The sequence below is a fragment of the Legionella bozemanae genome (genome assembly GCF_001648595.1).
Classification (GTDB): Bacteria; Pseudomonadota; Gammaproteobacteria; order Legionellales; family Legionellaceae; genus Legionella; species Legionella bozemanae.
The window spans coordinates 183,990-208,112 of record NZ_LBAW01000001.1 but is presented as its reverse complement, the minus strand read 5'-3'; the positions used below and the strand labels follow the sequence as shown (position 1 = coordinate 208,112).

Below are 24,123 nucleotides of genomic sequence, written 5' to 3'. Positions count from 1 at the left end.
CTAATTGATCTTTCAAGTGAATAATCCGTTTTTCCCAATTCTATTGTTCAATCCCATTTAAGTTTGTGTAATAAATAATCTGGGATAATTGGCGCGCTGAACATTAGAGTAATTGTGCTTCATTACACTATAGTATCCATTACACATCAAGTTTATGATTAATGAAATATAAAAAGGATGAAAACCATGTGGCAGACACGATTGACTGAAAAAATTGGTTTAAAATTCCCAATTATACAGGCTCCTATGGCAGGTGGCGCTGCTACTCCTGAGTTAGTTGCTGCGGTAAGTAATTCAGGTGGTTTAGGCTCACTAGGTGCTGGATATATGACTCCTACTGAGATAAGACATGCTCTAAAAACGATTCGTAAATTAACGAATAAACCTTTTGCAGTTAATCTTTTTATTCCAGAGGAACATTATGCCACGGCAGCACAAATTCAAAAATCCTGTGCTGATATTAAACAGTCCTGCCATGAATTAAATATAGAGATTAAGTCAGTTGCAAAACCTTACGCACAATCTTTTGAAGAACAAATAAAGGTACTTCTTGAAGAAAAAATTCCTGTTTTTAGTTATGCATTTGGTTTGTTGGATTCTGCATGGATATCAAAACTAAAAAAAAATCACACCATTTTAATCGGCACAGCGACAACCTTAGCCGAAGCACGGGTATTAGAAGAAAGTGGTATTGATGCAATTGTTGCTCAAGGAAGTGAAGCAGGGGGCCATAGAGGGACTTTTATAGGTAAAGCGGAGGATGGATTGATTGGGTTGTTTAGCCTAATCCCTCAATTCGTAGATCAAATCAAAATTCCTATTATTGCGGCGGGGGGAATTATGGATGGAAGAGGAATCGTTGCCGCAACGCATTTAGGTGCTGAAGGCATACAAATGGGAACTGCGTTTCTCAGTTGTTTTGAATCCGGCATTCCAGATGTCTATAAACACGCTTTACTGACACAGCAACAAGATAATACGGTGCTTACACGCGCTTTTTCCGGGAAATTAGCCCGAGGAGTACGCAATCAATTTATTGAGCGCATGGAGCTAAGAAAAATCAATATTCTTGATTATCCCATTCAAAATGCCCTGACAAGCATGATGCGAAAAAAGGCCAAGGAACAAAACAATATTGATTTTATGTCAATGTGGGCGGGGCAATCCGCACCATTATGCAGAAATACAAGTGCAAATGAATTAATAAGAGCTTTAGTACTTGAAGCAGAGGCTTTGAATAAAGGAATATCTGATTAATTTTTCTCATTATGATTAATGATGGCTTTTGGGATCTTTTGATAATAGAAAGTAGAGCTCCCAGCACACTGTCCTGGGAGCTCTATAGAAACTTTAGAGATGATAACTGTTAGTAGACTCAATCTTAATTTAAAATCACCATTAAATACCTCAACGAGGAGCAGTTTGTAAGAAAGGCCGAGTTAAGGATACATATTCATTCTGTTTCCATTGGTTTCTTCGATCATTTTGACATCTTCCTCAAAATCCATAGACAATTCTTCTTTTGTTTCATCCTGCAACGCTTGAGCAAAAAAACCTCTCCCTGACTGAGTGACGGAAACCGATCTTTGATTTTCTAGGGGTATTGAAGGTGAAGTAAAAGAAGATTGTGTTTCTGGGATACTTTGCTTTCTTTGTAAAAATTTTATTTGGTCTTCCAAATGCAGGATTATTTGATGGTCACTTTGTTGTGGAGCTTTGATCATTTGCAGTGTTTTAATGGCTTGTCTATAAGTTGCAACAGTTTCTGGTATTAATTTGTTTTGAATATGAGATTTAGCCAGTGCTAAAAGCTGCATTGCCATATTACGACAAACACCATCGCTCGGTGTTGCATTGATTACAATGGGGTTAAATAAAGGTTTCTCTGCAGATAGAGACAGTTGGCTTAACATGCCCTCTATACTGAGATCAATTTGTTGAATTTCACTAATTGATATGGCTTCAAATTGTGCGAAAAGAGCTTGTTCCTGTTGTCGTGTAACTTGTCCTTCACCAAGTAAAAGCTCATGGTTTGTAAATTTGGATGATTCGATATATGAATTTGTTGAAAGTTTTCGTTCATAATGCTCATGAAATTTCTTGAAATTAGCTATTGGATCACCTATTTTTTGTTCTGCACCAGTTTTGTTTTTAATCAAACCAAATGCTTTTATGGCATTTGACATGGCTTCATCTCCTGCAGGCTGGTTAAGCGATTCATAACACGCATCCGCTAAGTCAATATATAGTTCCGTTAATTTTCTATAACACTCATCATTTAATTCAGTTTGCAGGAGTTGTTGTATCGCATCCAGATAACATTGAGCTGCTTTTATGTATTCCGTTTTATTAAAATAAAAAGTCGCCAGATCATAATAGGCATTGGTAAGAGCATGAAAGTCAGCAGGTGTTTTATTGATGATTTGTAAAAATGAATTGATTCCTTGCGTGTATTCTTCGATTATTATTTTTTTTGCAGCATGTTTACGTTCTAGATATTTAGCATTTGTAATTTTTGATTTGGCATGTTTTCGATATTCTTCATCCATAATTTAAGCTCTCCATTATTTCATCAATTGACTTCACAATCACAGTATCATCAACAGATATAAAAAAACAACGAGAACCGTTTGTATTTGAAAATGAGGGTATGTGAATGAATTTAGGGTGTTGTCAAAGGAATTCCCGAGCTCCTGTGCGGGCTCGGGTTTATGATTTTGTAGGAGATTTTCTATTACTCTACAGTGATTAAGGTTGATAATTCGCGCAGAGCAATAAAGAAAATTGTATAATCAATACTTGAACTACCAAGCAGCATTTCCAGCAATTTTTCCCATCGTTGGTGGATAAAAGGGTTTTTTGCGAACCAATAGGCAATGAGCTCATCCGAGTTAAGCGCTTTTTGATTATTCATTAAAATGACAATAGTCAGACGGCGTTGTAAGTTATCGAGTTCATCACGTAAAGATAAGCGTGCCAGACTATTCCAATGGCCTTCACGAGAATCATTACCAATTTGATCGCGGAACCAGACCAGACTAAATTTGCTGCCTACTTTAAAATAAACTTCAGCGGTCTTCCCTAAGTCAAATTTATTTTGTGTTGCAACCTCTACTACATTTAATACAGTATACATAGCACGAGTAGCGGCGATTTTTCTCGCAGCTTCTTCGGGTAAACCAATATCTACAAATTGAATAACAATTTTATCAAGATATTCTTTAGTGACACCTGCCATTAAATCAGGAATTGATTTTTCAAGTTTCGCTATAGATTGACTGTAATGGGCAATATTATTCGTAATTTCTCCAGCAAGACGTTTATGGTGTAAAAACCATCGGGTTGCTAAATTCATTAATTGTCTGACGTGGTGAAGTAACTCATATTGAGTGTGTACGGTCACTTTGTAATTAAGCGAATCAATCAATCGATGTAAATCGTCTACGCGATAGGCTTTCGCTGCAATAATATAAGCACGAGCAATATCTGCTATCGTTTGTCCAGTTTCCATTTGCAGACGGTACATGAAGGTAATACCCATACTATTAACAATCTGATTACTGAGTTGCGTTGCGATAATCTCACGTCGCAAACGATGTGTTTGCATGGATTTGGCATACAACTTGATTAACGTTGCAGGAAATCCTGTCTCAAGTATGGTTGCAAAATAGGGATCATCAGGTAAGTCAGATTTTAATAATTCACCCGTAATATAAATTTTTGTATAGGCCATAATAATGGACAATTCTGGACGTGTTAGTGCTTGGCCTGCGGCTTTACGTTCCAGAAGATGTTTCTCATCAGGAAGGTATTCAACGCCTCTATCTAAATGCACTAATCCTTCCAGCTCTTTAATATATGCCTGATATAGACCGCTATAAGCCAAGGCGTTTGTAGCTGAAAAACTCAAAACCAATGCTTGATTGTAGTTATCGTTTAAAACGAGCTGAGCCACCTCTTCAGTCATTTTCGTGAGCAACTGATTGCGCTTTTTCTCCGTAAGCTTTCCTTGGAGCATTTCCTTATTCAGCAGAATTTTGATGTTCACTTCATGGTCAGAACAATTTACCCCTGCTGAGTTATCAATTGAATCAGTATTAATCAAACCACCTTGCAGTGCAAACTCCACTCTTCCAAGTTGAGTAAAACCGAGATTACCTCCTTCACCCACAATTTTGCAACGTAATTCATTACCATTCACACGACAAAACTCATTGGTTTTGTCGCCAACATCAGCATGTGATTGAGTTGATGCTTTCACATAGGTACCAATACCGCCATTAAATAACAAATCAACTGGTGCTTTTAAAATTTCCCGGATCAGTTCATTAGGTGTTAATGAATCGGCTGTAATCGAAAGTGCTTTTTTCACTTCAGGGGTGATAGTAATGGATTTGCTTGAACGTGAGTAAACTCCTCCACCTTTGGAAATTAAGCGAGGATTGAAGTCTTCCCACGATGAGGTAGGTAAATTAAATAAGCGCTGACGTTCTGCAAAGGTTTTGGGGCCATTAGGATTAGGATCAAGAAATATATGGCGATGATCAAATGCTGCAAGCAAAAGAGAATGACTGGTATAGATCAGCCCATTGCCGAATACATCCCCACTCATGTCGCCAATACCTACAACCGTAAAATCCTGCTCTTCGATATTAATATCCAATTCGCGGAAATGTCGTTTCACTGATTCCCATGCGCCGCGAGCAGTAATTCCCATTTTTTTATGATCATAACCTGCAGAGCCCCCAGAAGCAAAAGCGTCCCCAAGCCAGAAGTTGTATTCTTTAGCAATACCATTTGCAATATCAGAAAAAGTTGCTGTTCCTTTGTCTGCTGCGACAACAAGATAAGGATCTGCCTCGTCATAACATACGGTATTTTTGGGTGAAATAACCCGATCATCTATAAGATTATCGGTTAAATCAAGTAATCCTCGTATAAATGATTGATAACAGTAAATGACTTCTTGTTTTATCTGTTCGCGATCGAGCATATGGATTGCTTTTTTTAAAATAAACCCTCCTTTAGCTCCAGAAGGTACGATCACAGAGTTTTTTACTTTTTGGGCTTTCATCAAACCGAGAACTTCAGTACGAAAATCCTCTGGACGATCAGACCAGCGAAGACCCCCACGCGCTACTTTAGCACTGCGTAAATGTATTCCTTCAAATCGTGTTGAATAAACAAAAATTTCGTACATAGGTTGTCCGGGAGGTAAATCGGGCACTTTGGCCGAGTTGAGTTTAAATGACAAATAGTCTTTAGGCTGGCCATCGGAACCTACCTGAAAATAGTTGGTACGAAGTGTCGCTTTGATTAAAGACCAGAAAAAACGGATGATGTAGTCTTCATCTAGACTGGTAATGGCATCAATATCGCTGCGAATTTCTTTTTCCAGTTCGGCCTTTTTATTTTTATTTGCGGTGTTTTGTTTCAGACCAAATTTTAAATAAAAAAGTTGAATTAATTTTTTGGTAATTGCAGCATATGTGGCAATGGTTTTTTCAATGTATTGTTGACTAAAGCGAAATCCAATTTGTTGCATGTATTTGGCGTAAGCGCGAATAATAACAATCTCTCGCCATGACAATCCTGCTCCTAAAACCAGTTTATTAAAGCCATCATTTTCACAAATTCCAACACTTATTTTTATCAGGGCCTCATTAAAGATATTTTTTACCTGCTCGAGGGTCAGTAGGTTGGAATGGGCATAGGTAACATTAAAATCACTGATCCAAACAAATTGATTGGGTGCAATAGCAATTTTATATGGTCTTTCCGTATAAGTCCTTAAACCCATATTTTCAATCATAGGTAGGATATCGGAGAGAGGAATCGGTCTGCCATATCGATACAATTTAATATGTAATGGATATTCACCCCGTGGTGATTCAAAAAAAACAATCGTTAATGGGTCTTGTAGGGATAGTTTATCAATTTGCAAGAGATCCGCTATTGCTTCCTCAACAGTATGTTGTTCACAATAACTCATTGATAATGACGGGAGGTATTTTTCGGCAAATTTTTTTCCTTTTTTACGACCTAATTGTTTTATTAATTCTTGATCCAACTGATCTTTCCATGAGTTTTCCATTTTTCAGTCTCACAAAGGTTCAGTGTTACTATTCAATAAGTATAGGTCATGAAATGAATTGCATGGAATAGAAGATATCCAATTAATATATGTATAAATTATGTTTAATTTGTTAATAATATGTTAATTTTGAATTGTTATAATTCATGCATGGATGTTTTATTTTAAGATCTATTTTAAAAGTGAATTTGGGAAGGCAGCAAAGAAAATGAATTTTTATAACAATCTGGAATCTTTTATTTTTGCCTATGAGTTAGGTTCCTTTTCTAAAGCGGCTAAAAGGCTAAATATAACACAAGCTGCAGTCTCACTTCACATTAAGAACTTAGAAATTTATCTGGGGGAAACGCTCTTCGAGCGAAATGCCAAATGTATTTTACCCACTCAGGCTGCTAAAAAGCTTTTTACTTTAGTTTCAGAACCTTTCGATAAAATCAGAGGGGTAATAGATAATTTCTCGAAATATACCAATTCAATGAGTGGGGAGATACATATAAGCTGTATTAACGAATTCGCTGAAAATCTATTAATAAACTCAATTGGCGTATGCCTTGAGCATGGAATTAAATTAAAAGTTAATTACATTCCTAAAGATTCAACGATTATTGATGATTTACAAAATAATACCATTGATTTTGGTATTACCTCGGTCAAATATGACAATCCTAATCTTGAGTTTATTAAATTATTTGATGATGAGCTTGTGTTTATAGGAACCGAGCGTTGGGAGAAGTACTTAGATAAAACGAGTGAATCTGCTTTTAACAAAAGCCTTAAATCCATGCGATGGCTTGCTTATGAGGATACCATGCCTTTTCTTAAAAGGTATGCTGAACTTGCATTGGATATATCTCCTAATTCCATCGAACCCGCTCTTACATTTGTTGATGTAATGGGATTGATTCGGTCGGTAAGAAATGGTTATGGAGTAGCATGTTTGCCAAAATCTTATTTATTACCTTATTTAGAAGATAACTCAGTCGTTCAACTGCATCATCCACAAACAGCTCCTCGATATACACTTTATTTAGTGTACAGAGCTAAAAGTTTGTTGCATAAGCGTATGAGTTTTTTTAAAGATATTGCTGTTAAATCAGGTCCGAGCCCAAGTCAGATCGTTGTTTGATATGTTGATTTTTTTGTTTTTTATAATTTACAAAATAAATGACAAAATGCTCCAATACTGATACTGAAGAAAATAATTCACTCATTCTCCAGAAAATTTTGTAAATTACCTATGATGTTCATAAGTATTTGATTGAATTGCTCGACTTTGTTGGGAGCAATATTGACAGTAGCAATATCATCCATGGTGTTTGCACGTTCCTCCAGCTTTCGACATGCTTCTTTCGCTTTTTCAGTAAGGTAAAAATTGAACACTCGCCTATCTTCTTTATTCCGTACACGAGTAATCAAATCATCTCGTTCCATCCTATCTAAAATACGAACTACACTGGGTTGTTTTAAGCCTGCACTTCTTGCAAGTTCAATTTGATTTTGTCCATCTTGGTCCCAAAGCCGAACAAGAAAAACAGTTTGTGCGTAAGTTACACCGAGTTCATCAAGATTTTTATTCGCAACTTGCTCAAAAAGTCGAGCGGCTTTTTTGATCAAAATCCCTGTATGTTCATCAATTTTAAATGGCATATAAAGTGCACCTCAAAATAATGCTTGACTATTAAATAGCTGGCTATGTATTATTTTTTTATAAAGTATCGAATTTTAAACTCAGCCGAATCGCGGGAGCAAAATTAGGGGAGATTATATCGCTCTTACTCTTATTGCTCTAGCTCTGTTAGTTATTTGATACATTTAAAAATTAAATTCAACATGTTTTTAACGAGTAAGGATGCATTGTTATGACATTAAAATTAACGAGTTCAATTGATAACTTAAACAATCAATTCATATCTGCTGTAAAAAATCACTTGCATCATTTAAAGCGATTTTCTGAGCCTGCTTTAGAATGGTTGATGATAGAGCATTATCAGTTTTCTTTAAAGAATACTCGATTCCTGTCGACGGCGGCAAACACCACAAGGCTTTTTAAAGAACAAGGTGTTTTCCAAGAGTTACAACGTAATTTTGATGAAGAAAAAAATCATGCAGCCATCTATAAAAAATCATTGTCAGAAATAGGAACTGATGTGGATAAACGTCTTGAGTTTCGTCCCACAACTGAATTTTTTGATGCCATTTCAAATCTCATTGCTACATGCCCATCAAGTACCTTAGGCGCTGTGTATGCAACAGAAACCGCGGCAATATTTGAGCATGAAGTATTCCTTGATATTTCTCATGAAGTAGTTCAACGCAGAGCGATGCAATGGGAAAAATCAAGATTGAAAGCGTTCCACGATATGCATTTGAATGGTGTCGAGCAAGGACATAAAGATGGGCTTGGAATGTTTGTCGATCGCGCGCAAGAAGATAATTATTCTTCATCAGAAGACATGAACTGCGAACAATTCATTCGAAAAAATAATGTACTATCAGGAGCAAAACAAGCGATCGATGCGATGGTTGTTTGGTGGAATGCATTACTTAAGCAAGCAGAACGTATATGACCACTAAAATACCAGCCAGCGGAAAAGTTCAGATTATTTGTGGTAAAGAGCAATTGAACTTGCTTGATAAAGTAAGTGCTTTGCGGAAACGTGTTTGGCCGGATTTTTTGCGTTTAGCTGATGAAATTGTTTTTAAGATGTATGAGTTATATCCTGATTTTCAGATCAGTTTACTTGATGGTAATAATGAGCTAATTGGAATAGCTAATTCTATTCCCTTGATTTGGAAAAAACCACTTTTTGCGCTTTCTGATGAAGGTGTGAGTTGGGTAGTTAATACAGGTCTTTATGAGAAGTATCCCATTGAATCAACTAATCTATTATGTGCCATATCGATCACCGTATCTGATACACATCGTAATAAGGGGCTGAGCAAAATGCTGCTCCAGTATTTAAAAAATAGTGCATGGAAGAGAAATTTTATTTCTTTAGTTATACCTGTAAGACCCAGCCTAAAAAGCATATATCCCTTAATCCCCATAGATGAGTATGTTATGTGGCAAAATAAGGATGGATTAATTTTTGATCCCTGGATAAAAACTCACCTTAATCTAGGGGCGCGAATTGTGAAGATTTGCCATCGCTCCGCCTGTGTCACTGCTTCAAGTTCGCAATGGGAAGAGTGGGCAGGAATGCATTTTCCTGGCGACGGCGATTATGTAGTAAAAGACGCTTTAGCCCCAGTAAAATTTGTTAATGACATAGGAACTTATGTTGAACCCAATCTCTGGGTTTATTATCCAAACGATTAAAACAAATTAAGGTCCATCTTACTTGAGCCTGGAGGATTGTTATTTATCATTACCTTTATTTCTACATCATTTCTACATCCCGTGGCTTGCCTGCGGAATCCTGAAATTTGCACTAGTGCTGGATCTCACGGACAAGCCGCGGGACATAGTAAGTAAAGTATTTTTTGAATAATGGTTCAATACATTAAGGGCTCCTAATCAAAAAGTTGACGCCTCCAGTCCGAAAGGCCTAAATTTTTTCTCGAAAAGTTAGAAATTTATGTCCCAAATAAGTGGTAAACGTAGGTGAGGCGAGCCCAATTGCGTGTGCAATTTCTAAAGATTTAATATCCATAGCGGGCAGAAAATAATGGGCAAACAATAAACTAACAAGTAACGTTTGTGACATGCCAATTAAATTAATCAGAATAAAAAAAATAATGGACCGGGTAAATGTCTGCTGGCTTGCCTTAAATACAAAGAATTTGGTAAGAATAAACGATACAACCATTCCAGTAACATAGGCTAAAATAATGGATGTGGAAAAACTGAATGAATAGCTATAGAGGATTCTGCTACAAAAGTTTACGATAACTGCTATTACTCCTGCCATTAAAAAAGCAATAAATTGTTTTGATTTAAAATAATAGAACACAGAACAATCTCTCTTTTAGTTTTATCTGCTGTATTAAAAAATAATAGTCTGTATTTTGTTCTCTTGGTTTTTTTCTAGGCCAATTTGTCTATTAACGTATGGAAGCTAATGAGGATGTTCTTATTTTTCTTATATAAAACAATATGTTATATGGAAATTCTTACTTTTTGTTTAAATTATTCCAAACTTTTTTTCCTATCCAAAAAACAATCAGGCTGATACAAATCCATAACAAAATTAACGGTAAGAAATACACAAAAAATTCAATTAAACCGTAAGTAACGCTACGTAATTGATCCACTAAGGCATGGTAGGAGTCAATAAATGCTTCTGTTATTTTCCATTGTTTTTGTTGCTCTGTTTGAATTATTGGATTCATATTCAAGTTAATATTGATCAATGAATAAGCTACTGATTCTTTGTAATATTTAATTTGCCCCTGGATTACGTCAATTTGTCCCTGTACATCACTTAATTGTCTGAACACACTAAGAACATCTGCTGTTTCTTTTGCTTTGGCCATAATCTTGGACAGCTGCTCTTTAGCAGTTTGTAAGTTGTTAAGCTGGCTTTGTAAATCGACAAATTGTTGCGTAATGTCTTCGACCGTTACTGATTCTTGGGTGACTTGTGTTGCTAATGATTTCAATGCAGTTAATGCATTATTTAAACCTTGGGCGGGTACTCTTATGCTAATATTTGCAGTGGTATTATTCGCATCGTTATTATCTTGCATTAAATTGGAGCTGACGACGTAGCCTCCTGAGTTTTCCGCTAATTGAGAGATTTTTTCCATTGCTGAATTAATGTTATCAACTTGCAATGAAATATTTGCATTACGAATAATCATACCGCGCATTACATTTTGTGAAGGTTGGCTTGCATTAGACTGATTGTTTACTTGCATTGCCATCGAGCCAACAGCGTAATCAGGCTTTCCGACTGCTGCTTGCATTGGCATGGGACTTCCCGCATACATTGTTCTGCTACTTCTGCCAAACCATTCGGAGACAAGAAATAATAGAGCGATTGTGCCAATGAACGCTAAAAAATAAAGGATAATTTTCTTCATTATTATTCTGCTCTCACAAGAATAGGTCACATAGCCCCCCCTAAGTTCTATACATCGTTGCAAGCTCGTTCGGCTCAGGTTATGTACTTGAGTACACTCCTTCACCTCCCTTTACTAGCGTCTTGTCTAGAATTTAAGGGGACGACGCTATATAAAGTGTGGCAAAGGTTGTTTAAATTGTAAAATAAATGTGTTGTCTGTTGAGGTCATATTTCTGCGGTGTTTAAGGCAATATCTACTACTCCATTTGTTGCAAACATACTGATGAAATGTTCGTAAGATTGAGCTTTATTTCCATACTCTGAGGAGACAGAAAGAATTTCTTGAGTATAAACAGCGATATCCTCTACGATTCGCTCACATCGGTAATAGGCTAAAAGTGCTTTATTGATCTCGGTTTTGCCATAGCCTTTATAGAAAAGAGTTTCTTGATAAGGTTCATTCCAAACATTGGCAATTCCGCCGCCTATAAACATCAGATCGCGCTCTTTTGGTGCCATTATCGGTTCATCCCAATCTACAATGTAGATAGAATGATGAGGACTTATTAATATATTTCCAGCGTGGATATCAGAATGGCATAAGACCAATTGATGCGAAGTGTTTTGTATCTTTTGGACGAGATGTTCCGCGCGCTCTACTAAGTGAACAATCACCGCATGGTTTTTTTTCACAAAGGTGATCAGCTTGAGCGCGTACTCATCTAAAGCAGATGATTTTTCAATGTGCTCCCAAAGTGTTCCTACATACTCTCTCCATTTCGATGTATATAATTCATGTCGAAGTTGGTGTTGAATGAGTTGTGGTACATCGATTTCATGAATTTGCTTTAAAGTTTTCCCAAGTGTGATCCATTGCTCTTTTGTTAAGGTTTGATTAAAACCATTTTGTCCGTGAATAAAGGGGTAAACAATGAGGCTAAATTCATCAGCATACAAAATGGGTTGATTTGCAGTGGTGTTAATGGGTTTAATAATTTGCTGAATTCCCTTCTTGCGCAAAAGATCCAAAACATCAATCGCTACCTCATGATGAGAACCTTTTTTTAGCTTGACGAAATAAGACTGATTTTTTGTGTCTGCTTTGTATAGTGAAGCGTTTATATCTGCACCGATTGAGAGATGGGTCAGGGTAAGTGTATCGATGTGATAATCAATTTTTAGGTGTTCAATAATTTTTTGATGCGTGAGGGATGGTTTTTCAAACATTTTTGGCTACCAAGCAAGGAATCATTTAATACTATGCGTATTAATCGCGAAGAGCCAGTAAAAAACCAGCAATTTATTGAATTAAAAATTGCTGGTTTTTTACTGGTTTTAGCCTAAAGCTTGAGGGTTATTTTTATTGCTGTTTGTCACAGAAAGCAACACATACTTTATGTTCTAATACTTCACCACCACAAGCTGAATAACATGCTCTATAGGTGGATTCGCATCGGCATGAGTTACTACAGCTACTGCTTCGATCAAAATCATTCATTGATTTGTTAATTGGTAAACCCATTCTTTTGCGGTCCTCTTTATACTGCTTGTATTCAAACATGGCGTTTTGTTGTGCTCTCATACGGCAATTGTCATTGTCCACACGACAACTTTGTTCGCAATCATTTTTACCTTGAATACACTGAGCTGTGCACATTTTTGCGATATCTGATTTTGGCGGAACAAAACTGTATTCTGTATTATAAATAGGACCACAGGCAGTCAACATGCCAACTAGAACCATAATGGAAAAAATGAAGAACTTTTTTAGCATATTATCCTCTTTTGATGAGTTATGTGAAGCAATAGTTCTGGCATGGTGGTCACGATGCACGCAGACGAGTGTCAAACAGAACAAATTAGATGTATTTTATTCATGCCCAATTGAAAAATCAAGCTGGGCTCCCATTCGTAAACATGTGGACATGGTTTGCAATCTTAAAAAAGTGTTGTTACTTTTAATCATTTTTTGATATATAATTAACCAACTTATGATTACATCGATGATCATGTTTTTGTACCATCAAAATTTTAATTGAAACAATGTCTATGGATACCTCATTTTTAGTCGGCTTTTTAACGGGTTGTCTTATTACTGCTTTAGGTGGATGGCACATACAAAAATTCATGAATAATAAAAAAAATACTAAAAAGATAAAGAATAAAAAAATATTGGATTTGGATAAGCTTTTTAATGATTATTCTCATTTTATGAATATCATTAAAAATGATGTGACTAACCCTAATAATAAGAACATAAGAGAGTTTCTTGTCGTTGAAAAAGAGGCAATATTGAATTCATTTGTACCTCGGTTTCGCTATGAATTATCTACAGAGATTCTCCCGGCTCTAAATAGATTGGAAGAATTGGGTTATATTGAAAAAATAAAAAACAATTGCCTGCATTATAAAATTGAAGAGGATTTTATAATACAACTCAAATCAATAAGGGCTGCTGATCATGCTACTATTTTGGCTCAATCCAGCGAAATGTAAACAAGCCCCATTTCGCCGTTCACAATATTTCAAAATGAAGTTTCAGAAACCACAATAGGTTTAGCCGACTTTAGATTCACCTGACTCTTGATGTGTCTGTGAAGCAGATAAATGAGTACCGTTCCCAAAAGGGCGCAGGCTGGTATCACCATCAAAGCGTGGTGGTAGGAGGACAGGCTGTATTGCTTTAGCCCATTTTCGGTGAGGTTCCCCTCCCAGTAATAATCCATTATTTTACCTATTACAGTATGAAAAAATGACCCGCCAAGCATATTGATACAATTTAAAAAGGCTATGGTTATTCCTAACTGTTTGTTGGAAACAAGAGTGGAACCTGCCGCAAATACAATTACTTGATAGCAACACATAAGCCCAATAGTGAAGAATAAAGTACTAAGGAGCCACCAATTGCTCACATTTCCTGAGAGAATCATTAGAAACGCTAAGGTTAATCCGATTCCACAAATCCCTATAACAGTATAATTTCCTATTTTTTTACTAAGAAACGCAAGTAATGGTCCTCCAAATAGCATACCTACAAAAATCAATGAGACGAGTAGGGCTGCATCAGATTTAGCAAAACCATAGGCAGCAGTTAAAAAAGATACTCCCCACACATCAGCAAACCCTTCGAGTGCACCGACCATTAACAAATTAGCTAGGGCAAGAACCCATAATATTCTTGAAGTGAACAACACAGATAAATGAGATAGGTTAAACTCATTCGCTTTTACTTTAAAATTCTTGGGAGTACGCAATACCAAATAAGCGAATACACCTACACTTATGGAGCATAATGCAAGCACTAATCCTACCCGTTGACTGCTGTAGGTCGAAAGCAACTGAGTTAATGGTTTGCCACCATAGACAGCTCCTAAAAGCCCAACACTAAAAGAAAATCCAACCATTTGAGAATATCGAGTGCTACTAAACCATTCAGAAATAACTTTGGATACTCCCAAAAAACCAACGGCTGAGCTGGCCCCGATTAAAAATCTGCTTAATAAGGCCAGGTAAAAATTATGAGTCGAGGTAAAGAGCAGGGCGCTTAAACCACAAAGTAGTGCAAAGATAAAAACTACTTTTTTGGCGCCAAATTTTTCGAGCAATAATGCCATAGGAATTTGCATTCCAGCATATCCATAATAATAAAATGCAGCTAAGAGGCCAAAATTGGCTGCATCGATTGAAAACCGAGTCATTATTTCTTGCATCATCAATCCCGGCCATAGACGCAATATAAATTGAAGTGCAAAAAACGATAGTGGAAAAAACCACATAACAAAGGGCAAGCAATTGTTTTTTAGGTTAAAAGAGTTAGTTTGAGTCATGATACCCTCCAGCTTTAATATTCAGTTATTCCAAACACCCGATGTTCCCCCTAGAGAGGTTCGGGAATAAAAAATAACTGACCGCTCTAGGGTAAAGAGGGCAAAATAATAATAATATCTACTGAAGCGATTGCGGTAGGTAAAAAATCATGGCACAGCGATAACTTTGCAGTGAACACTGCAGGAAAGTTAGTGCTTTTGTTCGTATTGCGATGATTCATGGTGATATATTTGATTAAAATTTTATCTACGCAGAATAACATATCAAATTAAACGCCATTGTGTCAATTTAATTCTTTTTGTGTGCAAATTTTGGTTTGATTTATTTTAGAATTTTCGATGAAGAGGTACTTGAAAATTACAGGGGAAAATATTTATGAAACGAATCATACGGTTTTTATTCTCCTTTCTGGTGATTTCATTGAATAATGCCTGGTAATCGCGGTATTCGATTCGAATGGTAAAGTGATTCCTTTAATTTATAGCGGCAATTACGAAGAACAGCAGAAAGCATAACATTTTTGAGTTAAATAGGATGCTTTTGCTGTTTTTTGTTGCACACAAACTTTATTGTATTCCATTTATTTCCAGCCACAATAATAGTTATATTAAAGTGGATAAAATATTTTATGTGTATTATCAAAAAATTATCTTATCTATACAGGAGACCGTCATAATGATAATTGAAATACACGTTGTTCTAGGAGGGATCCTTCTTGGAGTTGCTGCCGGAATAATGCTGTTGGTTCGAGGGAGAATTCTTGGTTGTAGTGGTATCCTTTTTCGGTCATGGGATTTTACAACTTATCGTCCAAATATTGACAATATTTCATTTATTGTGGGATTGTTTTTAAGCGGGGTTCTCTTTAATTTTCTGCAGACAGTCCCCAATCCTGCTGCTGTTTTTAAAACGAATTATGAGCTATTGATTCTTGGCGGAATATTGGTTGGTGGCGGCACCTATCTTGGTAATGGGTGTACCAGTGGACATGGATTATGTGGAATATCACTCTTACGCAAACGCTCAATAATTGCTGTGAGTATCTTTTTCCCTATTGCAATAATTACTTCCTGGCTAACACACTAAGGATATAAAATATGAACTCTCTGATCGCATTAATCGCTGGGTTAATATTTGGTTTAGGTTTAATTTTAACGGGTATGTATAGTCCAGATATTATTATTGCAGGTCTAAAAATTGGAGCTGATACATTTAAGATTAATTTATATGTTACTTTTTTTATGGCTTTATTAGTTACTTTTCTTTTGTTCCAATTGCGTAAATGGTTGACTAAGCCTTTACTAAACAGCTGTTATGAGTTACCTACCAAAGAAAAAATTGATTGGCAGCTTATTCTTGGTGCAGCAGCTTTTGGTGTAGGTTGGGGAATTACTGGGATTTGTCCCGGTCCGAATGTTGTGGGGCTTGGAATTTTTTCCTGGCCGCTTTATTGGATAAATTTTGCAGGAATTATTATTGGCTTCTTACTCACACGTTTTTTAATTTTAAAACAAACTGCTTATTCGAAAAACGACTAGACAAATAGAAGATTATAAATCATCTCATCTTTTTTTAGGAAGCTGAAGTCTCATTTGAGGGATTCTTCAAAGATACTGCTCAAAGGAAAGATGGATCTACCTCATTGTATTAACAGCAATTTTTTTATACGAACAGCTTTCTTCTTTTGATTCCTTGCTTTAAAATTACCCTGAAACACAATATTTTGCCATTAGGTAAATGAATATTGTTCATTGATATTGACTCCATAAGTGAGGCATTCTATGTGGCGTAAGCTCAAAAGATTTTATCTTGCGATAATTTTACTCACAGTAAGTCCTATTCTTTCTGCTAGGGCTATTATTGATGCTGATGTTCTCCATACTTTAAGACATTCCAGAGCTTCTGATAATACTCCTTTATCGATTCTGGTCTTTTTGCATAATATTTCAGAAAAAGAATCATTTATTGAAGAAATAAAAAAAATTCAGAATGTGAACGTTCAAGATTTAGGCTTCATGCCCGCAGTAGCAATCCAAGTTCCCAGGAGTCGTAATTTACTTTATCAAATTGCAGATTTTGATGCTGCTGCACAAATTTCTTCTCATTTTGCTGCTCAATCGGAGCTGGATGTGACTGCGCAAGTTTTAAAACTTGCGCCTTCATCTTTTTATCCTAATGTAAGTAATTGGTGGAACCATGGTTATACCGGCCAAAAAGGAATTATCGGCATAATTGATACCGGTGTAGATCCTTTGCATCCTTCTTTATCCAATAAACGATTAATAGTTCATCAAGAGCCAGGTTCTGGCTATTCTAATCTCATTAATGGCGTAAAAGAGCCCCATGCAACCGGTGTAGCCTGTATTTATGCCAGCAATCATGAAAAATACAAAGGTATGGCTTATGGTGCTTCTACAATTATTTCTGGATTAGCAGGAGAGGAAACCGCCGATCCTTCAAGTATCATGCGTACTATGGAAACTCTGGATTGGATGTTGCATCGTTCTGAACTTAAACCTACGCTTATTAATTACAGCATGGGAAATGGTAGGCTGGATTTAAATTGTCCTGCTTGTCCTGAATGGAGCGGGCTTGCAAAAGTTATAGACTATGTGGTGAATACTCAAAAAATTCTCTGGGTAAAATCAGCTGGGAATGCAGGATATATAGAGCCCACACATCAATTCACCTTTGCCTCTACCCTGACTGTTCCTGGCGATAATTATAATGGGATTACAGTTGCCAACATGAATACGCTTGTTTCTGAAAATGAAACCGTGGTAAAAACTGCAGATAGAAGTAAACATCATATTAAGAACACCAGCAGCCGCGGCCCTACACCTTTTGGTAGACGTAAGCCGGATTTAACTGCACCTGGCCATGATACTATGACTTGTGCTCCCGATCCCAAAGTGTATGGCTTTATCTATTCCAATGCAATGAACTACAAAGATGGTTATCGCCTTATGGGGGGGACTAGTTCTGCTGCCCCGCATGTAGGAGCTTCTGCCTTGCTATTACAAGATGCAGGGATTCAGAATCCTATGGCCATCAAAGCGTTACTCATTAATAGCGCGGATACCTGGACTGATGCAGGTACAGCAGATTCTGGCCATTCTAAAATTATGGGTTCAGCCTGGAATAGAACTTATGGCTGGGGTTATATCAACATGGAAAAAGCGTTTCAACAAAGAAACAATATTATTGAAAGTGAGTTGACTGTAGAAAACCCAATATGGGAATATCAAACCATGCTTAAAAGAGGGGAAAAGGTTACTTTGGTGCACGAACGACGTGTGGGATATACTTCTGAAGGAAACGAATGGGCGCTCAGTCACCTGGAGTTAACTCTTATCGACTTGGAACATCAAAAAGTAATTGATAGCGATACCAGTCCTATAGACACAGTGCACCAAGTTGCAAATTGTAAGCGTGAGCCCCAGGAAATAAAATGCTCTGAGGAGAGCAAAACGATGAGGGTTTTAATAAGGGTTAAATTATTGAATAAAATCATAGATGGTAGTTCCAGCGAACCTTTCGCAATTGTAGTTCCTCCACAGGAAAAAGAACGCTGAAATAAGCGATGCAATTCCTAATAAGTTATTTTTATGAAACAAACGGTTCTTAATAAAAAAAACTTATCCATAACTACTTCGAGGAAAAATACAGAGTTGATAATAAAAACTTTTTCTAAAAAAATTGGTTGTACTAAAAAGTCAAAGTATTCTTATCTTTCCAACAGATAAAAACGGTATTTAAGCATCTTCTTGAATTCAAATTTATATACACTATGATAAATATATGAATCGAATTCATTTTCGAATCAATCTTTGTCTGCTTTAAGCATTCTCTATGAAGAGGAAATTTTTTTACACAAGACAAAATTGAAAAACACACTCATTTGATATCTCAGAGAAAGCAAGGAGTATAAGGTGAAGCAGGGAATGACGCGGTGTAGTATATTTAGGATTTAAATTATGAGAGCTAGATTTTTCAGGCGAGTTTCCTCAAATCATGAACATTATTCCCTCATAAAAGAAGCCATTAGAGCACAAAAACCAGGTTTAATAAGTGGTGCCTTATCAGGTAAGAGTTGGCGTTATAAAAGTATGGAAAAAACCATACAGCTGATAACAATTCCTGAAGAACAAAAAAGATTACAGCAACAGGCAATAGATAATTTAAATCGTTGGGCAAAAAAAAAATCTAAAGCTCCTAAGAGAGTTGACGTTGTACCTCAAGATTGGGGAACTGCAACTCGTGAGGCAACGGAAGAGCATGGTGAAGCTTATGCGGTATTAAATATGGCGAGCTCGCTCTACCCCGGCGGGGCCGTATTAGAAGGAGGAAATGCTCAAGAAGAAAATATGTGGCATCGAACCACATGTGCACTTTCGTTGATGGATAAATGGGTTGAGTTTGATAAAAATACCAACTTATTTTTATATACGGAGGCAGGAAGACAGCTGCTTGAGGCAAGAAAGAAAATGACGGATATGGAAATCGATATCTTAAAAGAACGTTGTCCCGGAGCTTTTTCTTCTGATGAACTCTATAAGACCTTCTTTAGTAAAGAACCTAGAGTCTGTTTCAGAGGAGAGGAACTATATTTTCTCCCATCATCAACAGATGAATTTAGCTCAAGTGGGTATGAGCCTAATCCTGATATAAGCTACTTGTTTCTTCCTCCATCAAGTATTTTTCCTTTTTATGAATTAAGATCAGCTGCTCCTGAGCACTTTTCTGAATCACAATCCCAAGAGCTTCACGCATATGAAAGTAATTTGCGCCGACGAATTGCAGCACAACTGGACACATTAATTCTTGAGGGAAAGCCTTATGCGACCCTCGGTGCGTGGGGTTGTGGCGCATTTAAAAATGATCCTGAATTAGTAGCAAGAATCTATGCTGAAGAAATTAAAAAAAGAGCTCATTTTTTTCAACATATCATGTTTCCCATAATTAATACGAATTCGCATTCCCAAAATTTCGATATATTTTCAGAAATCCTCGCTGGAATAGAACTTGGTGAAATCAGTACCTCTCGCAATATGAATAAATTTTAAATATTTTCTTTGAAGTGTGCTTAATTATTACAGCGTAAGGAAGTGCTTTAAAATAGAATAAAAAATGTTTGGCTTTCCTGCGCTATATGTAGTATTAAAATAAAGTTGATGCTATTGACTGAATATTTGGCTTTTTGAAAAAAATAGGCTAGAAGCACTCAGACATTTCGCACCTTCCTATAAAAGAGTTCCTATTATAAGGACAAAAAATGATTTTAATGAACTCTTGGAATTTCCTAAAAGAACTATTTAATAATTGGAGCCATGATAGAGTTTCAAGCAAAGCTGCAGCACTTGCTTATTATACTTTATTTTCCCTTGCTCCAATTTTATTAATTTGTATTTTCATCGTAGGAACAATATTTGGTGAAGAAGCTTCTCGTAATCAAATTTTAGCCCAAGCAAGCAGTTTAATAGGAAAAGAACCCACGTTACAACTTCAAGAAATAATTCAAAATAGAGCGCATCCAACCCCTTCTTTTTTAACAAGAGTAATCAGCTTTCTAGTTATTTTATTTACCGCCTCAGGAGTTTTTACTGAGATTCAAGTAGGATTAAATGAGATATGGGGTGTCAAAACAAATCCTGATGCAGGATGGTTTGCAAAATTAAAAAGTCGTTTTTTTTCTTTTGTAATTGTTTTAGGAATTGCGTTTTTATTCTTAGTATCATTAATTTTAAGTACCGGTTTCACTCTTTTAAGTAATTATTTAAATTATATGATGAATACAAATATTTTAATGGATTTAATAATAAATCATTTCATCTCTTTTTGTGTTCTCACAGTGTTATTTGCAATGATATTTAAGTTTCTCCCGGATGTGGTATTAAAATGGCGCGATGTGTGGTTGGGGGCATTGATCACTTCTTTATTGTTTAACTTCGGAAAAATTCTCATTGAATTTTATCTTATACAATTTTCTAGATATTCTATATTTGGCGCTGCAAGCTCTTTAATTATTATTTTAATTTGGGTGTATTATTCAGCGCAAATTTTCTTTATTGGTGTGGAGATTACAAAAATCTTTTCTATAAATAAAGGTAAAGAAATTAGAGCAACGAAAAATGCTATTTTAAATAGAAACTAAAGTGAGACGTATAGGGGCTTTTTCTTTGAGTATAAAGATTAGAGCTGGATCTACGCATAAAACGCCGAATAGAGACTCTGGGATTTTCGAAGTGATAGTATTTTGCTTTATATCATGTTACGAGACACGCTTACCCTATACTCTTAAAGTATATTTCAATAAAATGAATGAATATCCCTTTCTTTTGTAACGATTTTTTTATGGGACAACTTTTAACAAAACATTTTTTAAGCCGTGTGCTTAGCTATCTTAAGAAACAAACTGATCCATCAATTATCAAAAAAATCATGGAAGACTTAAAGTTTGATTCGTTTACAATTCGTGATGAAGGGCTTAAGAACTTTTTGATCAAACTTACAGAGGAATCAATTGATTTGAGCAGGCTTATTGAGTCTGTAGAAATTGGTTTACTAAACAATACTCCTCTTTGCGAGTTACTTGCTTTTATAGAGCATGAACAGTTAATTTCAGATCATGAATTGGAAATGATGTCAAAACAGCTGCAAATTCAGCTGAATTTATTATGTTTATTTGAAGCATGTTCTGTGACTATGGTAAATAGTTTTACATTTAATGAAGATGTATATTGTTTTACTAAAAAGCAAAGGAGCACTTCATATCCAGGAAATCCACTCTTTAATTTATTTTTTGCTTCAAACAGATACAATTTTTCGCTTTTTAAAAACCTAAAGTTAGTTTCTGTTGATCCAGTAATGACTTCAGGTGCATTTACGCGTTTATTGGGAAACGATGAGCTTGGCCAAGAAGCAATTCAGGAGAGGTCAAAAGAGTTTATTAAGAAACATGGATTAGCCCTTTGGAATACGAAAATCTGTCCTACACCAATAGGTGAAAAGCACTGTGATTCAGTTAAAAATGTGAGCTTAAATATCTTGGAGGCGATTTGGGAAGAGAAACCTAACGAAGAGGGACAGCCTAATGATAATTCCTTTGCAGGTTCTGTGCTTATTCGTGTATTAGAACATACTCAACCGCCTAATGGTTTTTCCTTTATGAAGCTTGTTTTACCTGCTGGAAGTTCACTAATAGAGGATAAAAAATACAGCCTTCTTCCTGATTTAATTGTGAATCAGCTGCCCAAACGAGTGAGTCAATTTTTTATAAGTACCGAGTGGATGTATTTGTATCAGAGCTGGAACTTACTCTTTGTCATGCAAAATCTAGATTCCAAATTTCTACCAATTAAACTCCTTGTCCCGTCGGTCTTGAATGCTATCTCTGAGCAGTATATGGAAACACGTGTTTTTATGCTTTATCTTGTAGGGAATTTATACCATTACAATAAATTAAGTGCCTTTACAGAAGAGATTCAGTTATCACATGCTCAATCAATCTTAAACAAATGGGGGGAAATCAATAAAAAATATGCGGACTTTTTGTTAAAAACCTTTTGTGCTGATTTAGAGGAATCTCCCGAAGAGATTTATCATAATATTTTTGGAGAGCATACTCATTTTTCATTAGCTTACTATATAACCCATTTTATCCAGGATTTTGCTAATTTTCGAATTACCCGTGATGAATCGCAAGCGTGTAATCTTGAGCTTGCCTGAACTGCAAGAATATACTTTTGTACCTATTCTCCAGAAATCTTATCAGTTGGTGTGTTGGTTTTTATTTATCTTCGTGATACAACTTCATAGTTTTTATTTCCTAGCTTATAGACATCAGATTTAACAAAAGGATTGGGTTCATGATGAGAAAAGCTGCTTTATGTCTTTTGCTTATACTGAGTGCAATGAGTTCATCTCTATTTGCTAAGGATAAAATAAAAAATTCTGTATACCAAGGGAATGAATGTGTTGAAAATATAGAGTCATATGTCAGCGATGGTGGTATATTTATGGATCAATGTAATATACATGATCGGGATATTCCGCAAATTCTATCTTATCTCAAAGAGCATCCCGAAATTACCCGCTTGAGCCTCTCCGATAATCAGATTGGCTTCCAAGGTGCCGAATTACTCTCCACTAATACTTATATTCGCTATTTGTTTCTAAATGGAAATCGCATCGGCTCATTGGGGGCTGAGGCGTTAGCAAAAAACTCCTCATTGGTTTATCTTCTGCTGGGGGAGAATCATATTGGTCCCTATGGAGCTGAAGCTTTAGCAAATAATACTACCTTATTTTTTCTTTCTCTTGATGATAACCCCATAGGTCCTTCAGGTGCTAAATTTTTAGCAAAAAATAAATCACTGATTCATCTTTCTCTAAGAAAAGCTCAAATTGGTACAGCAGGGGCAAAAGCACTGTTTGCGAATAAGACATTGAAAAGCTTATATTTAAGTAGTAATCATTTAGGTAATGAAGGTATAGAATTTCTTGATAGGAATCAATCGCTTAAATTTATTGATTTGGTTGACAATAATATTGATAAAGATGGGGCGAAAATTATAGCAAGAAAACCGAATTTGCTTTATCTCATTATTGATCACAATCCGTTACATAATGATGGAGCAATTTTTTTAGCCCAAGCCGGGATGCTTGAGTGGCTTTCAATTGCTGATTGTGATGTGGGTCGAGAAGGAGCTCAGGCTTTATCTGAGTTAAATCATCTTACCTTGCTGAACATCGACAATAATTTCATTGATGATGAGAGCATCGCTGAATTGGCAAAAATAAGTTCTCTGAATAACTTATATGCAAATAATAATCTTATTGGAGATTATGGGGCAAAAATCTTGGCAAAAGCGGTACAGTTACAAAATTTGGATTTAGGTCACAACTCTATTGGTGATGAGGGTGCTTTGGCTTTAGCTGAAACAACAACTCTTTATACTTTAGATGTAGGGTTTAATCAAATCACTGCAATTGGAGTAAAAGCATTAAAAAACAATGAGGTACTAACTTATTTGAATACGCAGGGTAATCCTGGAGATGAAAAGTAAATACAGGGAACAGCTGTATTTGGCGCATCTTGCGAGAAAACTCTCCTAATCAATGCTTGCATACTGATGTATGCAGCGCTTGCTTGGAAAAATTTTCTCACAACCTGTCCTCAAATCCAACCGTTCG

The 24,123-nt window shown here is 36.1% G+C and carries 20 protein-coding genes; 12 read left to right on the top strand and 8 right to left on the bottom strand.

Features of this window, described 5'->3' with window-relative positions:
* Window positions 1–186 precede the first annotated feature (186 nt).
* Window positions 187–1,257 carry an NAD(P)H-dependent flavin oxidoreductase gene (locus A8O27_RS01835; protein WP_058460311.1) on the top strand — a complete coding sequence of 357 codons (1,071 nt, stop codon included), beginning with the start codon at window positions 187–189 and terminating at the stop codon, window positions 1,255–1,257.
* Window positions 1,258–1,439: 182 nt separating this feature from the next.
* Here the strand turns inward: A8O27_RS01835 and A8O27_RS01830 are convergent, their stop codons facing one another.
* Together A8O27_RS01830 and A8O27_RS01825 are read right to left on the bottom strand one after the other, a co-directional pair.
* Window positions 1,440–2,549, bottom strand: coding sequence for a tetratricopeptide repeat protein (locus A8O27_RS01830; RefSeq protein ID WP_058460312.1), 1,110 nt, complete (start codon window positions 2,547–2,549; stop codon window positions 1,440–1,442).
* Between the two features lie 185 nt (window positions 2,550–2,734).
* The gene (locus A8O27_RS01825; protein ID WP_058460313.1) at window positions 2,735–6,094 is read right to left on the bottom strand and encodes an NAD-glutamate dehydrogenase; all 3,360 of its coding nucleotides are present in this window, start codon (window positions 6,092–6,094) and stop codon (window positions 2,735–2,737) included.
* Between the two features lie 208 nt (window positions 6,095–6,302).
* Here A8O27_RS01825 and A8O27_RS01820 point away from each other — a divergent pair, with 208 nt between their 5' ends.
* Window positions 6,303–7,220 carry a LysR family transcriptional regulator gene (locus A8O27_RS01820; RefSeq protein ID WP_160116274.1) on the top strand — a complete coding sequence of 306 codons (918 nt, stop codon included), beginning with the start codon at window positions 6,303–6,305 and terminating at the stop codon, window positions 7,218–7,220.
* A 77-nt stretch (window positions 7,221–7,297) separates the two neighbouring features.
* On the opposite strand, the gene A8O27_RS01815 is transcribed toward A8O27_RS01820, so the two are convergent.
* Window positions 7,298–7,741, bottom strand: coding sequence for a MarR family winged helix-turn-helix transcriptional regulator (locus A8O27_RS01815; RefSeq protein ID WP_058460315.1), 444 nt, complete (start codon window positions 7,739–7,741; stop codon window positions 7,298–7,300).
* A 212-nt stretch (window positions 7,742–7,953) separates the two neighbouring features.
* On the opposite strand from A8O27_RS01815, the gene A8O27_RS01810 reads away from it, so the two are divergent.
* Together A8O27_RS01810 and A8O27_RS01805 are read left to right on the top strand one after the other, a co-directional pair.
* Window positions 7,954–8,661: a DUF3865 domain-containing protein gene (locus A8O27_RS01810; protein WP_058460316.1), complete on the top strand. Its 708-nt coding sequence runs from the start codon at window positions 7,954–7,956 to the stop codon at window positions 8,659–8,661.
* Window positions 8,658–9,413, top strand: a complete 756-nt coding sequence (locus A8O27_RS01805) for a hypothetical protein (protein WP_058460317.1) — start codon at window positions 8,658–8,660, stop codon at window positions 9,411–9,413. The genes A8O27_RS01810 and A8O27_RS01805 overlap by 4 nt, the downstream gene beginning before the upstream one ends.
* 229 nt (window positions 9,414–9,642) lie before the next feature.
* On the opposite strand, the gene A8O27_RS01800 is transcribed toward A8O27_RS01805, so the two are convergent.
* The 4 genes from A8O27_RS01800 to A8O27_RS01785 all read right to left on the bottom strand — a co-directional run bounded on the left by A8O27_RS01800 (window position 9,643) and on the right by A8O27_RS01785 (window position 12,874).
* On the bottom strand, window positions 9,643–10,047 hold the full coding sequence (locus A8O27_RS01800; RefSeq protein WP_115684280.1) for a GtrA family protein: 405 nt from the start codon (window positions 10,045–10,047) through the stop codon (window positions 9,643–9,645).
* 160 nt (window positions 10,048–10,207) lie between these two features.
* Entirely contained in the window at window positions 10,208–11,119 is a 912-nt protein-coding gene (locus A8O27_RS01795) for a DUF4349 domain-containing protein (protein WP_058460318.1), read from the bottom strand.
* Between the two features lie 206 nt (window positions 11,120–11,325).
* Window positions 11,326–12,327, bottom strand: coding sequence for a phosphotransferase (locus A8O27_RS01790; protein WP_058460319.1), 1,002 nt, complete (start codon window positions 12,325–12,327; stop codon window positions 11,326–11,328).
* 133 nt (window positions 12,328–12,460) lie between these two features.
* Window positions 12,461–12,874, bottom strand: coding sequence for an Aq_678 family protein (locus A8O27_RS01785; protein WP_058460320.1), 414 nt, complete (start codon window positions 12,872–12,874; stop codon window positions 12,461–12,463).
* A gap of 275 nt (window positions 12,875–13,149) precedes the next feature.
* On the opposite strand from A8O27_RS01785, the gene A8O27_RS01775 reads away from it, so the two are divergent.
* Window positions 13,150–13,596, top strand: a complete 447-nt coding sequence (locus tag A8O27_RS01775; protein ID WP_058460322.1) for a hypothetical protein — start codon at window positions 13,150–13,152, stop codon at window positions 13,594–13,596.
* 29 nt (window positions 13,597–13,625) lie between these two features.
* Here A8O27_RS01775 and A8O27_RS01770 read toward each other — a convergent pair whose 3' ends face one another.
* Window positions 13,626–14,927, bottom strand: coding sequence for an MFS transporter (locus A8O27_RS01770; RefSeq protein WP_058460323.1), 1,302 nt, complete (start codon window positions 14,925–14,927; stop codon window positions 13,626–13,628).
* 676 nt (window positions 14,928–15,603) lie between these two features.
* Here A8O27_RS01770 and A8O27_RS01765 point away from each other — a divergent pair.
* From A8O27_RS01765 to A8O27_RS01735, 7 genes are all read left to right on the top strand, one after another.
* Window positions 15,604–16,014: a YeeE/YedE family protein gene (locus tag A8O27_RS01765; protein ID WP_058460564.1), complete on the top strand. Its 411-nt coding sequence runs from the start codon at window positions 15,604–15,606 to the stop codon at window positions 16,012–16,014.
* Between the two features lie 11 nt (window positions 16,015–16,025).
* Entirely contained in the window at window positions 16,026–16,466 is a 441-nt protein-coding gene (locus tag A8O27_RS01760) for a DUF6691 family protein (protein WP_058460324.1), read from the top strand.
* 243 nt (window positions 16,467–16,709) lie between these two features.
* On the top strand, window positions 16,710–18,503 hold the full coding sequence (locus A8O27_RS01755; RefSeq protein ID WP_058460325.1) for a S8 family serine peptidase: 1,794 nt from the start codon (window positions 16,710–16,712) through the stop codon (window positions 18,501–18,503).
* A 402-nt stretch (window positions 18,504–18,905) separates the two neighbouring features.
* Window positions 18,906–19,994 carry a poly(ADP-ribose) glycohydrolase domain-containing protein gene (locus tag A8O27_RS01750; protein ID WP_058460326.1) on the top strand — a complete coding sequence of 363 codons (1,089 nt, stop codon included), beginning with the start codon at window positions 18,906–18,908 and terminating at the stop codon, window positions 19,992–19,994.
* Window positions 19,995–20,203: 209 nt separating this feature from the next.
* A complete protein-coding gene (locus A8O27_RS01745; RefSeq protein WP_064115051.1) occupies window positions 20,204–21,082 on the top strand; it encodes a YihY/virulence factor BrkB family protein in 879 nt (292 codons plus the stop codon).
* Between the two features lie 200 nt (window positions 21,083–21,282).
* Window positions 21,283–22,656 (top strand): hypothetical protein, encoded by a 1,374-nt coding sequence (locus A8O27_RS01740; RefSeq protein WP_058460327.1) that lies wholly within the window; start codon window positions 21,283–21,285, stop codon window positions 22,654–22,656.
* 140 nt (window positions 22,657–22,796) lie between these two features.
* The gene (locus tag A8O27_RS01735; protein ID WP_058460328.1) at window positions 22,797–23,996 is read left to right on the top strand and encodes a leucine-rich repeat domain-containing protein; all 1,200 of its coding nucleotides are present in this window, start codon (window positions 22,797–22,799) and stop codon (window positions 23,994–23,996) included.
* Window positions 23,997–24,123: the final 127 nt, after the last annotated feature.